The following is a 16707-nucleotide window of genomic DNA, read 5'->3' on the forward strand; positions in this document are numbered from 1 at the left end:
AAGTTGGTCAAAAGTAGTTTCCGGCATTGTGCCGAGGGAGACTACCATGGCCAAGAACAACGTTTCGCTGACCGAGATGCAGGTCAGGAATGCCAAGCCCAGGGAAAAACCTTACAAGCTATTTGATGGTGGTGGACTCTATCTTGAAGTCGCAACCAGCGGTTCGCGCATTTGGCGTTTGAAGTTTCGCCAATTGGACGGCAAGGAAAACCGGCTCACCTTCGGCCCTTATCCAGAAGTGACGTTACAGGATGCGCGAGAAAAGCGTCTGGAGGCGCGCCGGATGCTGCTGAAAGGAATAGACCCCGCCAAGCACCGCGACGACGTCAGGCGGCTCGCCGCCGAAAAAGCATCCAATACCTTCGAGAAAATCGCCAGAGAGTGGTACGCAAACAAGGTGCCAACCTGGAGCGAACGCACAGCCAAGAACATGCTGCAGCGCCTGGAAGCCGATATTTTTCCACGCATTGGCGACAGGCCGATCACGGAAATCAGGCACCGTGAATTGATTGACACCCTGCGCAAGATCGAGGAGCGTGGCGCCACCGAGATCGCGCATCGCCTGAAGGCCGTCTGCTCGCAGATATTCAGCTACGCCATCCAGTGCGGCCTGGCCGACCGCAACCTGGTGGTGGACATGAAGGACGTCCTGAAGACCAAGCGCGTTTCGCACTTCGCCGCCATCGATACCGATGAATTGCCCGTTTTCCTGGACACGCTGGCGCGCAACGAGGCGCGCATGTTCGAGCCGACGCGCATCGCGCTGCGCCTGATGCTGCTGATCTTCGTGCGCACCAGCGAACTGATAGAGACGCCATGGAGCGAAGTCGATCTGGAGAAGGGCGAGTGGATCGTTCCCTGGCAGCGCATGAAGCGCGGCAAGCTGACCGTCAATCCAGACATGACCAACCACCACGTCTGCCTTTCGCGCCAGGCGCTGGCCTTGCTGCGCCAGCTGCACACCATCACGGGCCGCGGCACGTACCTGTTTCCAAACCAGCGCGACCACGACAAGCCGCTGAGCAACAACACGTTGCTGGTGGCGCTGGCCCGCATGGGCTACAAGGGCCGCATGACCGGCCACGGCTTCCGGGCGCTGGCCATGAGCACCATCAAGGAGCGCCTGGGCTACCGCCATGAAGTGGTAGACCGCCAGCTGGCACACGCGCCAAAGGACAAGGTGGCCAGCGCCTACGACCGCGCCCAGTTCCTGTCCGAGCGGCGCAAGATGATGCAGGAGTGGGCCGACTACCTGGAAGCCGTGGAGCGCGGCGATACGCCGAAGCCAGGCCATCATGGATCGCTGGAACTGGTGTGGCCAGCGCCACGTCGTTAAGGAGGCAGCCATGCCAAGACGAATTGAACCTCTGACAGAGCAGCAGCTGATACAGGCGGCGCCTGGAGACAAGCCATTCAAGTTATTCGACGGCTACGGGCTGTATGTTGAAGTCATGCCGACTGGAACAAAGGTCTGGCGCATGAAATTTCGCCAGACGGACGGTAAGGAAAATGCCCTGACATTCGGCCACTACCCGGAAGTCTCGTCGGCGCTTGCTCGATGCCGCCGCGCAGTCGCCCGCCAGATGTTGCATGACGGGCTGGATCCGCGCACCGAGTTCGACGCGGCCCATATGCGTCCACCGAAGCCCGTCAGGCGGCATTGCCTGCTTCCCGTTGCCATGGACGATAGAAAGATGGAGCGCTGCGTAAGCCAGGTTGGCAGGCAGGCGCTGGAGCGCTTGCTCGGCCTTGTATTCCCGGCGCTGAGCCGCGTCGTGGCCGACGAAGGCGTGCGAAACGACATGCAGATCATGCTGGAGAAAATCCAGAAGGAGCGCAGCGCAGAGGTGATTGATTTGCTGTACGACTACTGTGCCGACATGATCTTTGGCTGCCTTGGATTGGGCATTGATGAAGATGATTTGATCGAGGCCATGAGGGATGCCAGGGTAGTGCAGCGGCGGAAGTGAACGGCGCTATGCCGCAGGTATCCCGGTATCTCCCGGCTTCATTCGGCTCTGGTCCCTTTGTTGCCGATTGGCCTGGTGCTTGATGAAGTGTCGATTATTGAGCATACCGTGTCTGCAGGTCTGCTGGCCTCGATACACGCTTGCATCCAGCGTAGCACCTCGCTCCTGAGCCAGGCGGAGGAACGTCCCTGCAGCTTGACAGGGGCAGGGAAGGTGCCTTCCTTGATGCCTGCATAAACGCTGCTGCGCGACTTGCCGCAGGTTGCCAGCACTTCGCCCAGGCGGATGAAGCGCTCTTCGCCCATGCGAGGTTCCACGCGGCGCTCTTTCAGGAATTCGGCTGTCGCTGCTTTCATGGCGTCCCCCTTCGTGAATCAAAAATGCCAGCGGCAGCACCGGGGCGAATGGCATATGCCGCAGGCCTTGCCCTGCGACCGATTCGTCTTTCGTCTAGACGCGCTCGCAATCATTATTCCGAAAACATGGGTCCAGTATCGAATGCCGTAATCGCTGGTGCAACAAGAATCGGCCTGCCATGCCACTTGGATCAAGCCTGCCGCGCACTTTGTGTGAGATCAAGGCTGGACACAGGAGCGGGTTCGTGGAAGCTTTAGCAGCTAAAAATTGGGCAATCGACAGTGCATTCTTCATGCGATAGATGCATTGCCATCGACTGGTTTTCGTTGGCCCCTTTGCTGTACAGTCGCCACACGCGCATGCGACTGCTTGCATTCCGCGTCATTAATACCTTCCAGCAATCGTATCGACCCGCCCAGCAGGGGAAGTTTTTCTGTCCGTGCAGAAAGGCGCAGCCATCGGAGGAGAAGTGCGCTATTGCCGTGTAGAACTCGTAAAGCAGCCTATGAAAATTTGTTGCTGACATTGATCAAGGTTGGCCCAGATGCATGTCAAATGTTCCCACTTGGACGCTGCCTATTGCCGCTGATCAACCGTGCTACTTTCGGCATACATTCCTGCTAAATCTGCTCTCGTACCTGCAAAAAAATGGTTCGACCGAGGTATTGCCCGGTGATTTAAGGGTTTCAGTCGCTGCAAAGGGCGGAACTACCGTGCTAGTTTTGGCATACATTCCTGCTAAATTTGCTTTCGTACCTGTAAAAAAATGGTTTGGTCGAAGTTGTGTCCGACGATTTTTGTGGTTTAGTCGCTGCGCGAAGCGGGGCAGGATAGGTGAAGTTAGCTAACCTGCGGTTAGCTAACTTCACATCCCTTATTCGCGCCTGCGGCGCTCAACGGTATCCTGCTCTGCGAGGCCCGGCGGCCGAGGGCGCGTGTGTTGAACACGTGCGTTCACGCGCTGGTGCATAATTGCTGGGCCACGCCAAATAAGGTTGTACCCGAAACATTCATCACGCGCTGCGGATTTGACGGTTGCCGCTATGTCAACGCATACTTTGCCGTGCGCAAATGTTATATTATCGCCCCCTCTTTGAATCCCCTTCATCAACCTTCATGCCAATTACACTGCCACAGCTGGAACGTCATCTATTCAAGGCCGCCGATATCTTGCGCGGCAAGATGGATGCCTCAGAATTTAAAGAATATATCTTCGGGATGCTGTTCTTGAAGCGTTGCTCCGATGTGTTCGATCAGCGTCGCGAACAGGTGGTCGCGCAGGAAAAGGCGGGGGGCAAGTCAGAGGCTGATGCACAGGCAAGTGCCGAGCTCAAACGCTGGTACGGTCAGTCCTTCTACGTACCGCCTACCTCGCGCTGGGACTATCTGGTCAACGAGGCCCACGTCGATGTCGGCGGCTTTCTCAACCGTGCGCTCGGCGGCCTGGAAAGTAACAACTCCAGCCTGGCCGAGGTGCTCGAACACATCGACTTTTCCCGTAAGGTCGGCCAGAGCAAGATTCCCGACATCAAGCTGCGCCAGCTGATCAGCCACTTCGGCACCTACCGCCTGCGCAACGAGGACTTTGAATTTCCCGACCTGCTGGGCGCGGCCTATGAATATTTGATCGGCGAGTTCGCCGACTCGGCCGGCAAGAAGGGCGGCGAGTTTTATACGCCGCGTTCGGTCGTGCGCATGATGGTGCGGCTGGTCAAGCCCGAGCAGCAGCACAGCATCTACGATCCCTGCGTCGGCTCGGGCGGTATGCTGATTATGGCCAAGGAGTACATCGATGAGCATGGCGGCGATGGTCGCCGCGCCGACCTGTGCGGCCAGGAGGCGAATGGCACCGTCTGGTCTATCGCCAAGATGAACATGCTTTTGCACGGCATCAGCACTGCCGACTTGCGCAACGAAGACACGCTGGTCGAGCCTCAGCACGTGGAAGGGGGCGAGTTGATGCGCTTCGACCGCGTGCTGTCGAATCCGCCCTTCTCGATCAACTGGGGCAGCGCCGACACAGACCGCAACGGCCAGTCCGTCTGGGCGCCCAAGTTCCGCGTCGAGCGCTTCCGCTATGGCGAGGTGTCCCTAGGCAGCAAGAAGGCCGACCTGATGTTCCTACAGCACATGGTGGCAGTGCTGCGCGACGGTGGCCAGCTTGCCACCGTGATGCCACACGGCGTGCTGTTCCGGGGTGGCGAAGAGCGTGCCATCCGTGGCGCGATGATCGAGGCCGACCTGGTCGAAGCGGTAATCGGCTTGCCCGCCAACCTGTTCTACGGCACCGGCATTCCCGCCTGCGTGCTGGTGATGCGCCAGCGCCAGGGCAACGCCAGCGGCAAGGAGGCCGGACGCCGTGGGCAGGTGCTATTCATCAACGCCGACCGCGAATATTTCGAGGGCCGCGCACAGAATTACCTGCTACCCGAGCATATCGAAAAAATCGTCAACACTTTTGAAAACTTCAAGGCCGAGCCGGGCTTTTCTGCCATCGTCAGCACGGCAACCTTGCGCGAGAATGACTACAACCTCAACATCCGCCGCTACGCCGACAACGCCCCCGCGCCTGAGCCGCACGACGTGCGCGCCCACTTGCTCGGCGGTGTGCCCAAGGCCGAAGTGGCGGCGAAGATGGAAATGCTGGCCACTCACGGCCTCGATCCGCTGGCGCTGCTGACCGAGCGCGATGTCAGCTACTTCGACTTTGCGCCGCACCTGTCGACGCGCCAATCCATCAAGCTCGCCATTGATACCAACCCCGGCCTGCTACAGCGCGAACAAGCGGTGCGCGACGCCTTTGACGCATGGTGGCGGGCGCACAGCCCGCGCATCACTGCCATTGCCGGCGCGGCCAGCATCGTGGGCCTGCGCAACGACTTGTTGCACAGCTTTGCCGAGGCGATGGAGTCGGCCGGTGTGTTGGGACGCTTCCAGGTGCGCGGCATCGTGGCCGGCTTCTGGGACGATGCCAAGTACGAGTTCATGACCTTGATGGCGCGTGGCGCCAAAGGCGTCGTCGATGCCTGGCGCACCAGCATACTGGCGGCGATGGACGACGAGCAAAGCAAGGACCAGCCATTTGAACATAAGCTGGTCAAGTTCTTGATGGCCGACTTCGTGGATGCGCAGGCGGTGCTGGAAACGCGCAAGGCCGAGTTGGATAGTCAGATCAAGGCGGCTATGGCCAGCAAGAGCGTGGTTGACGATGGCGATGAAGCCGAAGCGGCTGGCGACGAGCCTGCCGTGGACGAGGCGCAGATCAAGGTTTGGAAAACGCAGCTAGTCGCGTTGAAGAAGGAGATCAAGACGCTGGAGCAGGGCTTTACCGTTCGGCTCAATTCGGCTGTCGATGTGCTGGACGAGAAAAAAGCCGCTGACCTGTTGCTGACCATTCTGCGCAACGACATGGAGGCAATTCTGGTGCGTTGCATCGACGCGCACAGGCAGCAAGTGGTGATCGCGTTTGAGAACTGGTGGGACAAGTACCGTGTGACGTTGGCGGCGATTGAGCGTGAACGGGATACTGCTGCCAAGACGTTGCAAGTATTTCTTCAAGGACTGGGATATGTCTGAATTGCAGATTCCGACGGGGTGGATTAGAACAAACCTTGCGGCACTTGGTGAATACGTCAATGGCTTTGCGTTTAACGAACGATATTGGTCCAAAGCTGGACTCCCAATTGTTCGTATTGCTCAAATCACCGGAACGCAAGATGTTGTGGATAGATTTGCCGGGCGACTCCCAAGTTCTTATCGGCTCGAAAGCGGTGACCTTATTTTTTCGTGGAGTGGGACGCTAGCAGTCGTAAGATGGCAAGGCGGTGCAGCTTGGCTAAATCAACATTTATTCAAAGTGATCCCAGCGCGAGCGGTTGAGCGACTATACCTCTTTCACATCTTGCAAAAATCAGTTGCGGAGATGGACAAGCGTGCACACGGCAGTACCATGAAACATATCAAACGGGGCGAACTGAGCGAGTTTGCTGTCGTCATACCGGAAGGGCTTGCGGAACAGGCGGCCTTGGCGCGTATTTTAGATACCCTTGATACTACTATTCGCCAGACTGAAGCGATCATTGAGAAGCTCAAGTTGGTCAAGCAGGGGCTGCTGCACGACCTGCTGACCCGTGGCATCGACGCCAACGGCGAACTGCGTCCGCCGCAGAGCCAGGCGCCACATCTGTATAAACACTCACCACTGGGCTGGATTCCAGTCGAATGGTCAGCAGGTCCTTTGTCCGATTCGCTGGATGGCCGACCAAAAAATGGTTATTCTCCGCAGGCAGCGGGGCGTTGGACGGGAAGTCAGATGCTTGGGCTTGGTTGCCTTACTCCGGATGGATTTCGAGCACGGCAACTTAAAGATGCGCCGGTAGATGACGTTCTCTTGAGATCTGCCCTACTTTCAAACGGTGATTTTTTGATCAGTCGAGCGAACACACGTGATTTGGTCGGACTCGTGGGAATTTACCGCGACGTAGGTACGCCTTGCTATTACCCTGACCTGATGATGCGATTGAGTCCGTCAACAAAGACATCAGCGGCCTTCTTAGAAGTCGTTCTTGGATCACCGTCAGTTCGACGGCAAATACAGGCGAGCGCATCTGGTACGTCGAGCAGCATGGTTAAGATAAGTAGCCTGACGGTCATGAATTTGAGTGTGGCCATTCCTGATGCGCAGGAGCAAAATCGAATACTCGACACGCTGGCGGCGGCAACTGCACACATCAACGGTGAAACTCAATTTATCGAGACTCAACGTAAGATCAAATTGGGACTGTCAGATGATCTTCTAACCGGCCGTGTCCGCGTTACCGAACTACTCGAAACGTTAGGCGCGTAACCATGATCCCTATCCTGCCCCAGCACGAATCCCTCACCGTCGAGTTCAAGAGCGACCGCAAACGCCTGTCCGACAACGATCTGGTCGAGGCCGTCATTTGCCTGGCCAACGCCGATGGTGGCGAACTGTGGCTGGGTGTGGAAGACGATGGCACGCCGACGGGCCTGCACGCCGAGCATATGCAACTTGCCGGACTGGCGGGGCTGGTGGCCGCGCGCACATCGCCGTCGCTGGCGGTCACGGTAACACCGGTCACACTGGGCGCTGTGCATGTGGCGCGTATCGCCATACCCAAAGCGCATGGCGAAGTGGCGACCACCGGCGGCATGTATCTGCGCCGGCGCCTGAAGGCCGACGGCCAGCCCGAGTGCGTGGCGATGTTGCCGCATGAGCGTGCCAGCCGCGCCACTACCTTTGGCCTGGTGGACGCCTCTGCCCAGGCGGTGACCGGTGCCAAGCTGAGTGACCTGGACCCGCTGGAGCGCGAACGGCTGCGCCAAAGCGTGCAGCAATATGGCGGTGACCGCGTGCTGCTTGAACTCGATGACGAAGCGCTCGATGGCGCGCTTGGACTGACCGCGCGCCAGAGCGATGGCACGCGCGTGCCCACGCTGACGGGCCTGCTGTTGCTGGGCAAGGAGCTGGCGCTGCGCGAACTGGTTGGCACGCATGAATTCGCGTTCCAGGTGCTGGCGCGCGAGGCGGTCGGCTTCAACGAATTTCGCCGCTTCCCCCTGCTCAAGGCGCTGGACTGGCTGGAGACGAATTTCCGCCCTTACAATCCAGAGCGTGAAATACAGGTCGGCCTGTTCCGCGTCCCCGTGCCCAAGGTAGACCTGGGCGCCTTTCGCGAGGCGGTCGCCAACGCGCTGGTACATCGTGACTATCACCGCATGGGCGCGGTGCATGTGCGGATGGACGACGAAGGGCTGACGATCAGCAACCCGGGTGGCCTGATGGATGGCGTGACGCTGGCGAACTTGTTGACCACCGAACCGCGCCCGCGCAATCGCACACTGGCCGACGCGATGAAGCGCATCGGCGTGGTCGAGCGCTCGGGGCGTGGCGTCGACAAAATCTATCGCGGCATGTTGCGCTTCGGGCGTCCCGAGCCGGATTACCGGCGCACCGATGCCACCAGCGTCATCCTGCGCCTGGCTACGACGGATGCCGACGAGGCTTTCCTGAAGCGCGTGGTCGAGGAAGAGGGGCGGCGCGGCAGTGCATTGCCGATCGACAGCCTGATCGCCCTGGCAGCGCTGCGTGGCCTGAAGCGCCTGACGACTGAGGAACTGGCCATCCATATCCAGCGCGAGCCGGCGCAAGCGAAGCGCACCCTGGAGGCGTTGGTGGAGGCTGGCCTTGCGCAAGCCCATGGCACGACGCGTGGCCGCACCTATACGCTTGCAGCCGGCGTTTACCAGGCTGAAGGAGGCAAGGCTGCTTACACGCGGCAGATGGGTTTTAGCAATCTCCAGCATGAGCAACTGGTGCTGAACTATGTACGCCAGCATGGCGCAATTCGACGCGCCGAAGTGATTGAACTTTGCCGTCTATCCGAGGGGCAAGCAAAAGACCTGCTCAAGCGGATGAAGACGAATGAACTGCTGTTGCTGGAAGGGGCGGGCCGCAGCGCTGCCTACCGGCTTGGTCCAAAGGGATAAGCGGCGCCTAAACGGATGGAATCGGATGGAATCGGATGGTTTTGGATGTCGCTATTTCCTATAGTGCTAATGAAATCAATGGCTTAACGATTGGATTGGATATTTATGCATTGGGAATTGGACGAAGTCGAACGTCCGTTTGTTGAACAGTTGACTGCGATGGGCTGGCGCTATGTGGCAGGTGACCTGGACCAGCCTGCCAATACCGGCCGCGCCAGCTTCGCCGAGGTGGTGCAAGAAGCTACGCTGCGCCGTCAGCTCTACGACCTGAATCTGCGCGATGTGGCCGGGGTGGCGCAGCCCTGGCTGGATGACGAACGCCTGTCGCAAGCCGTCGGCGCCATCACGCGCATCCCCACGCACCGCTTGATGGAGGCAAACCGCGTGGCCACCGAGTTGCTGCACGGAGGTATCACGGTCGACGGCATGCCGGATTGGGATGGCGGCCGCGTCCAGACCATTCACTATATCGACTGGACTCACCCTGAACGCAACGAATTTACCGTTGTTAACCAGTACCGGGTGGACTGTCCGCCGGGCTACAACCGGGGCAAGGCGTTCATCGTGCCCGATCTGGTGCTGCTGGTAAACGGCATTCCGCTGGCGGTGATCGAGTGCAAGAGCCCGTCGGTTCCCGAGCCATTGGCCGAGGCCGTGGACCAGTTGCGCCGCTATAGCAACGCGCGCCGGGCCAGCGGCGAAGTCGATGACAATGAGGGCAATGAGCCACTGTTTCACACCAATCAGCTGTTGGTGGCGACCAGTTTCGATGAGGCCAGAGTGGCTTGCATAGGCGCAGAATTTCGTCATTACGCGGCCTGGAAGACTGTCGCGCCGATGACCGAGGAAGCCGTGTGCGAGAAGCTGGGCAAGGCCCAGCTGTCCGAGCAGGAGCGCCTGGTGGCCGGCCTGTTCGAGCCACGCACCTTGCTCGACGTGCTGCGCCACTTCATGCTTTTCATGAATATGGATGGCCACACGGTCAAAACCGTATGCCGCTATCAGCAGTACCGCGCTGTCGTCCGCGCCATCGAGCGTCTGCGCAGCGGCAAGACGCGCCTCCAAGATGGCGAGCATGACCGGCGCGGCGGCATCGTCTGGCATACGCAGGGCTCTGGCAAGAGCCTGACCATGGTATTCCTGATCCGCAAGCTGCGCACCGATCCGCAACTGCGGCGTTTCAAGGTGGTGGTGGTGACCGACCGTACCGATCTGGAACGGCAGCTTTCCCTGACCGCCGCATTGACGGGTGAAACGGTGGAGCGGGCCACATCGGCAGACAAGTTGAAGGCGATGCTGCGCCGTCGCGGCCCAGGTCTGGTGTTCGGCATGATCCAAAAAGCACGCGGTGATGCTGCCGGCGAGGCTGGTCTGCAGCCTGCAGACTTGCCACGGTATGCGGTGCGCCAGTCGGCGCCCGCCGAAGTGCTCAACGAAGACGACAGCATCCTGATCCTGGTGGACGAGGCGCATCGCAGCCAGGCCGGCGACTTGCAGGCAGCGCTGCAGGCCGGCTTGCCCAACTGCGCGCGCATCGGTTTCACCGGCACGCCGATTCTGATGGGCGACAAGAAGCGCACGTATGAAATTTTCGGCGAATTCATCGACCGTTACACGATCCGCGAAGCCGAGCAGGATGGCGCCATCGTCCCCATACTCTACGAAGGCCGCACGGCCAATGGTGCGGTCAAGGAGGGGGCCAATCTGGACGAATTGTTCGAGGACCTGTTCCGCGAGCATACGCCTGAGGAACTCGAAGCGATCCGCAAGAAGTACGCGACCAAGGGGCAGATTTTCGAGGCGCCCGCGCTCATTGCCGACAAGGCGCGCGACATGCTGCGCCACTATGTGACACACATTCTGCCCAATGGCTTCAAGGCCCAGGTGGTGGCATACAGCCGACTCGCCGTGGTGCGATACGTGGATGCCTTTTTTGTGGCGCGCGATGCGCTGCTGGCTGAAGCCGAGGCCTTGAGCCCGGAAGACAAGGCGATGGACGACGAGGCTTTGTGCCGCCGGTCGCCGCTGTTGCAGGCGCAGGTTCAGGCGTGGCGCTATTGCGACACCTTGCGCGCGATCGAGTTCGCGCCGATTATTTCCGGTGGCAATAACGACGATCCCGTGTGGAAGCAGTGGACCGACGGTGTGGCGCAGGAGCAGCGCATTAAGCGTTTCAAAAAGCCACTCTTGCACAAAGACGCGGCGAAGACGGATCCGCTGGCCTTTCTGATCGTCAAGTCGATGCTGCTCACCGGCTTTGATGCGCCGATCGAAGGCGTGATGTACCTGGATCGCCCGATTCGCGAGGCCGAGCTATTGCAGACCATCGCACGCGTGAACCGCACTGGGTACGATAAGCAGTTCGGCATCGTGGTCGATTATTTTGGCCTGGCCCATCATCTCAAGCAGGCGTTCAATGTTTATGCGGATGAAGACATCGACGGTGCTTTGCAAAGCTTGAAGGACGAAATTCCGGTACTGCGTGACCGGCATCTGCGTGTCGTCGATCTGTTTCGTAGCAGGGGTATTGAGAGCCTGAACGATTTCGATACTTGTGTCGAAACGCTCGCCGACGAACGGCTGCGTGCCGAATTTACGGTCAAGCTCAAGCAGTTTTTGAATACGCTCGATGTGGTGCTGCCAAGGCCGGAAGGCTTGCCCTTCGCGCCGGATGCGAAACTGTTGGCCTTCATCTACGCCCGCGCCCGCAATCGCTATCGCGATACGCCGGTGCTGGGCAAGGACGTGGGCGCCAAGGTGCGCAAGCTGATCGATGAGCACGTCATATCGTTGGGCGTGGACCCAAAGATAGCACCCGTCTCACTTACCGATGCCGACTTTGCCATGAAGGTGGCGCGCGAGCCGAACGACCGTGCCAAGGCGTCGGAGATGGAACACGCGGTGCGGGCGCACATCCGCGAGCACATGGATCAGGACCCGGTGGCATTCCGCAAGTTGAGCGAACGCCTGAAGGATTTACTCGATAAGCTGGGTGATCATTGGGACCAGCTGGCGCTAGCATTGAAGGGATTGGTTGACGAAATTCGCAGCGGCTGCGTGGACCACGACGACCGCCTGCCTGACCTGCCCGAACAATACGGTCCCTTCCTTCGCTTGCTGGTCGATACGGCCGTCGGCGACGCTGCAATGGCCGATGTCGAGCGCAAGAAGCTGGTGGATCTGAGCGTTGAAGTAGTGGACACCATTACTTCGGAGTTGACGCCCAACTTCTGGCGCCCCAACCGCCAGCCGGCGCAGGACGCGTTGAACACGCGCATTTTCGAACTGCTGATGCGCTCACGCTTGCTACCCACGCCGCAGATCGAAGCTCTGGTCGACAAGCTGATGGAACTGGCGCGCGCCAACCACGAAAAACTAGTGACGACATGAACATGCTGACTGTCGATGACTTGTGCTTTGAGGTCCGACGCAGCGCCGTGCGTCGGACCTTGGAGATTACTGTTGACCGTAATGGTGATCTGATTCTGTCAGCGCCTGCAGAGACTCCAGAGGCCACCTTGCGCGATTTCGTCCAACGCAAGCGTATGTGGGTCTACCAGCAGCTGGCGCGCCAGGAGACCTTGACGCGCGAGGTGCCCAACAAGATGTTCGTCGATGGCGAGGGCTTTCTCTACCTCGGCCGCAATTTTCGTCTGCGCCTGGTTGACGAATCGATTGCGCCAGTCAAGTTAGTTGGTGGACGTTTCGTGATGTCCAAGATACTCGCGAGCGAAGGGCGTGAACACATGATTCGCTGGTACTGCGGCAACGCAACGCGCTGGCTATCGGCGAAAGTCGAAGACTACGCCGCGCGGATGGAGCTTGCGCCGGCCGGTGTGAAGGTGCAGGACCTCGGCTACCGCTGGGGCTCATGCGGCAAAGGGGGGCTGCTGTACTTCCATTGGAAGACCATTCTGCTGCCAGCGCGAATTGCGGAATATGTTGTTGTCCACGAGATGGCGCACCTGCATGAACCACATCACACCCCCGATTTCTGGCGACGCGTTGAACGTGCGCTCCCCGACTACGAATTGCGGAAAGACTGGTTGAGTAGGAATGGGGCATCGGTCGAGGGATTGTAGTATTTGGGTAGCAACTGAGAAAGTATTTCGCAAGGTGCTTGCCGCGAGTTGGCCAGGCGAGGAGCGCATTTTGAATGCTGCGCGTGAGCGGCCATTTTTAGTTTTGTAGAGGAACGGTGATTCTCTTTCTAGCTTCACATGCTCGTGGTGGCTCTGTAAGATTTCCTCTCTGCGCAGGCCGGTTAGAATTTCCGGTGACGACTTGCTTTCGCTCGACCACGGCTATCTCTGCGACTGGATGCCAGCTATCTTGAATCAGTGCGGCATTTCTTTCTGCATACGTGTGAGACAAGCGTGTGTCCGATAATGTGATTGAGCAAGTGATCTGTCCGATCGCCGTGAGCTACGCATTTAGCATATACCCTGCTATGCGCGTGTATAAGTTTTCTATTTTAAATATTCATCCAGTTTGGTATAGTTGTTATTCTTTCAAGCGGTGGTGCCTGTGCTGCACGATGCTGCGCTACTGGACGGTGACATGGACGTGCTGGCAACTAACTCAGTGAAATCCTGGCTAGGGGAATTCTTGTTGCTACGGGGACTCTCCCGGCCGGACGGGCGTCCGTTACATGCATACCGGGTCACTGAAACCGAGTACGAGGAACTGCACGCGTTGCTGCTGGCAACTTGGAGAAATCCGCAACCACGCCCGCGCTGGGCGGCGGTCTTTTGCCTTTTCATTGCCGAATGCTACCGACGTGAATACGACGCCGGCGGGGACGGTTGGTCTTGGAAGACGTTTGAATGCCGCATCGGCGCGCGCGTCACCTTCACAATTGCCCAACACGCAGAGTTCACGGACGACGGTCTCGCCGGTTACTGGAAGCGGCCGATTCGCCTGCGCGCAAGTGGACGGGATTTGTTGGGGTCGCTGTTTGCGGAAGGCGGGTTGCCATGGATGTTGTTGCAGGCAGATGGGCATGGATTTGGACGTGCCATCCACGCAGGTCTTCGCAATTTCTACAGGGCACAGACCGAGCGGCGCACCACCTCCGATCTAATGAGTGAATTTTTGCGCTATCTGCCTCAGGTTTTTCAAAACCTGGAAACCAGCCAGCTGCTTGCGGGCATAGTCCAGCAATTGATGCATCTTGCCGAGACCTATCCTCTGCGCGGCCATGCCGATCCTTCCGCCTTTCTCGATCAGACGATCCAGGGTTGGCGCGCGACTTTTCCCATCCCTCTTGATGAGGCGAATGGCCGGCGACTGCTCAACGACTGGCTCAAGGATGCGGAGCAACAGCGCCATCAACGTGCCCAGGAAATTGCACGGACGGTCGCCTTCACCTGTGCGCACCGACTCACCGGCGCGTTGCCCGATTGGCGCCTGAGGTCCGAGCTGGTACTCGGCGAGTCAGCATGGTTCGACGCCAGCGTGACTCCATTGCGCAATACCCGTCTCGAGCTTGCTGTGTTTGAAGGAGACCGGTTGCTCGCAAAGGGCGGCGCCGTCTATGTGCAGCAGGCCGAGTCCGGCTGGAAAGTGCGTTTTCCGCAACCCCGGCTGGAGATCGCGCGGCGCGATATCACGGCGCCACTCAGTCTTAGGCTGCTGGAAGATGGTCTTGCGGTCCACGCTTTTCATTTCGACGCTAGTGCCGTCCAGTACGACGATGTCCCGCTGGTATTCGAGCCGGACGGCAGCGGATGGAAATTGATTGGCAGCGCATCCTGCGCGCTGGCCTGCGCCTATGTCCGGCTGCGCATTCCGGCTGGGTTCAATGTAACGGGCGATGCCATCACGCACGTCGCTGGCGAGGCGAACGGCGCCCGCTGGATCGACGCCCGCAGCGACATCTGTTGCAGCAGCGACGGTGAAGTCTTTCGCATCAGGCTCGGGAAGGAGGCGGACGAGCTTTCTTTCCTCAATGTCAGGGGCCACTGCCTGCCATGTGAATCGTCGCCAGCGCTGGTCTACATCGGCTGGCCGCGTCTCGACCTGCCAGTCGACTATCCGCTAGCGCGCGAGACGCTGCGTGAATTCGTGAACGGGCAGCCGCTGGCGACGCTTCGGGTGCAAGAACGCGTCGGGCTAATTCATTACAGCGTCCGCACGCTAGAGGGAGAAACCCTGCTGCGGCGCAGTTTCGGGGTCGTGCCGGCGGATTTTGGGATCACCCTGCACCCCGGCGTGCCAGCCCGTGCCGTGCTGCGCCACAGCACCGGCCTCGACGTAAAGGTAATTAATGCGAACGTCACTGCAGCGGCGAAATGCAGCGCGGATGAAACGACCATCACGTTGAATGCCACGCCGGGACAGTTGCCGGAAAAGTTGGTACTCAAACTGCGCCGCGCTGGACGTACCGAAGGCATCGAACTGCGGTTCCCATACCCATACCAAGGCGCCTGCTTCTTCGGCGCCGATGGCCGCCCCGGCACCCCGTCTGGGTTGCTGCTCGACGAACTGCTTGGCGCCAGCGTTGTCCTGTTTTCAGGAAATTCCTGTGGCCAGACATTCGAGCTGCAACTCGAACTTTTCAGTACTGCGCTGCCACATCCGCGTCCCTGGCGACGCTACCGCCTGCATGCGGGCGTGGCGCCACTGGCAGTGAATCTTTTTAGCTACCAGAATGACATCATTCAGATGCTCGGCGTGGTCAGTGAACAGGATGCATATGTCCGCCTGACCGTCGAGGGGAACCGTAAGCTGCTGTCGATGGACATCCGGCGCTACCATGCCGCGCTGACTCTCCTCGACGACGGTGCATTTGCCATCGTCAGCGCTGGCGCCCGGCAGTTGCATTCCGGCGCACTAGTGGCGGCGATGCAACTGGCCGATCCCGGGAAACCGTCGCTGATGCTGAAGGAGCGCACTGGCCCGGATGAGCCGGTCGGCGAATTCGAGGTGGCCCTTGAAATGCAGCAGGGTGGACCATGGTTGATCTACCCCCTCCCGGAGTCACCGGTGCTGTTTCGTCCTCGCCTGTACATTCCCGCGCTGGTGGAAGCTGCACCGCTTGTCATCGCATCGCTGCACGATGCGGCGGTGGCGTTCCATCCGAAGCGCGCCCCCCATGTCATCGATGAACAGATTGTTGCAATGACGCAGGATTTTGCGCACAGCGGCTGGCAATATCTCGCGGATCTGCGGCGTCATTTCGCGCACCTGCCACTCTCGACTTTCTTGCCCTGGCAGTCGTTGGCCGCCAATCCGGAAGCGGTGGCAGTGGCGGTATTTCGACTCGAACTCGATACCGCCTTCTGCGAGCGCATCCGCGACGAACTGGCGCTGATCTGGGAATCGATTCCCCTGCCGCTCTGGGTCAAGATCTACGGCCTGATACGCGACTGGCTGTTAAACAATGGCCTGCCCGATAGCTATCAGTCGAACTTACTTGCGAACCGCACGGCGGCGCTCAGTACGGTGGTGCCCGGTTTCGATCAGTTTGGTCCCTATCTTGAAACTGGTGAGCGGCGCTCGCTCCCCAAAGTGCCGCCGCTGGAGTTCATCCTACCTGACTGGTATCAGACCCTGCGCCGTACGCATTCAGGCAACCTCGACTGGCCATCCATGCTCGGGGAACGGCTGAAGGATTGGATGCAGCATCGCGAGCCGGCGTTTTCGCGAGAAATCACCAGCCTGTCAAATGCCAACTTTACCGATGCTGTGACCTACCTGCCAATTTTTCTTGCGCATGTGACCAGCGGCAAAGCCACGCTGGACGAACTGTCCGACGACCCGCTGACGCTGAGGTTCGCGCTTAAGCTTATCGCCGATTTCGATCGTGCCCTCTGGTACAACCCGGTCTATGCGCTCCTCGTTTCGTACCTAACCCGCCAGTAGAGGC

General features: G+C 59.3%; 9 protein-coding genes. 8 read left to right on the plus strand and 1 reads right to left on the minus strand.

Translation table 11 applies throughout. The annotated features are described in order from the left end of the window. Positions 1-46: 46 nt before the first annotated feature. Positions 47-1336: a tyrosine-type recombinase/integrase gene (locus CNX70_RS06975; RefSeq protein WP_096234103.1), complete on the plus strand. Its 1290-nt coding sequence runs from the start codon at positions 47-49 to the stop codon at positions 1334-1336. A 10-nt stretch (positions 1337-1346) separates the two neighbouring features. After that, positions 1347-1970, plus strand: coding sequence for an Arm DNA-binding domain-containing protein (locus tag CNX70_RS06980; RefSeq protein ID WP_157750929.1), 624 nt, complete (start codon positions 1347-1349; stop codon positions 1968-1970). A gap of 38 nt (positions 1971-2008) precedes the next feature. Here the strand turns inward: CNX70_RS06980 and CNX70_RS06985 are convergent, their stop codons facing one another. Next, a complete protein-coding gene (locus CNX70_RS06985) occupies positions 2009-2326 on the minus strand; it encodes a helix-turn-helix transcriptional regulator (RefSeq protein ID WP_244199056.1) in 318 nt (105 codons plus the stop codon). Between the two features lie 1117 nt (positions 2327-3443). On the opposite strand from CNX70_RS06985, the gene CNX70_RS06990 reads away from it, so the two are divergent. From CNX70_RS06990 to CNX70_RS07015, 6 genes are all read left to right on the plus strand, one after another. Beyond that, a complete protein-coding gene (locus CNX70_RS06990; protein WP_096234105.1) occupies positions 3444-5903 on the plus strand; it encodes a type I restriction-modification system subunit M in 2460 nt (819 codons plus the stop codon). Next, positions 5896-7173: a restriction endonuclease subunit S gene (locus CNX70_RS06995; RefSeq protein WP_208624502.1), complete on the plus strand. Its 1278-nt coding sequence runs from the start codon at positions 5896-5898 to the stop codon at positions 7171-7173. The genes CNX70_RS06990 and CNX70_RS06995 overlap by 8 nt, the downstream gene beginning before the upstream one ends. 2 nt (positions 7174-7175) lie before the next feature. Next, complete coding sequence (locus tag CNX70_RS07000) at positions 7176-8837, plus strand: ATP-binding protein (RefSeq protein WP_096234106.1); 1662 nt, start codon at positions 7176-7178, stop codon at positions 8835-8837. A gap of 105 nt (positions 8838-8942) precedes the next feature. Beyond that, positions 8943-12227 carry a type I restriction endonuclease subunit R gene (locus CNX70_RS07005; RefSeq protein WP_096234107.1) on the plus strand — a complete coding sequence of 1095 codons (3285 nt, stop codon included), beginning with the start codon at positions 8943-8945 and terminating at the stop codon, positions 12225-12227. Between the two features lie 2 nt (positions 12228-12229). After that, the gene (locus CNX70_RS07010) at positions 12230-12919 is read left to right on the plus strand and encodes a M48 family metallopeptidase (protein WP_244199058.1); all 690 of its coding nucleotides are present in this window, start codon (positions 12230-12232) and stop codon (positions 12917-12919) included. A 478-nt stretch (positions 12920-13397) separates the two neighbouring features. Further along, the gene (locus CNX70_RS07015; RefSeq protein WP_157750930.1) at positions 13398-16703 is read left to right on the plus strand and encodes an STY4851/ECs_5259 family protein; all 3306 of its coding nucleotides are present in this window, start codon (positions 13398-13400) and stop codon (positions 16701-16703) included. Positions 16704-16707 lie beyond the last annotated feature (4 nt).

It is taken from the genome of Janthinobacterium svalbardense, from assembly GCF_002327145.1.
Taxonomy (GTDB): domain Bacteria; phylum Pseudomonadota; class Gammaproteobacteria; order Burkholderiales; family Burkholderiaceae_D; genus Janthinobacterium; species Janthinobacterium tructae.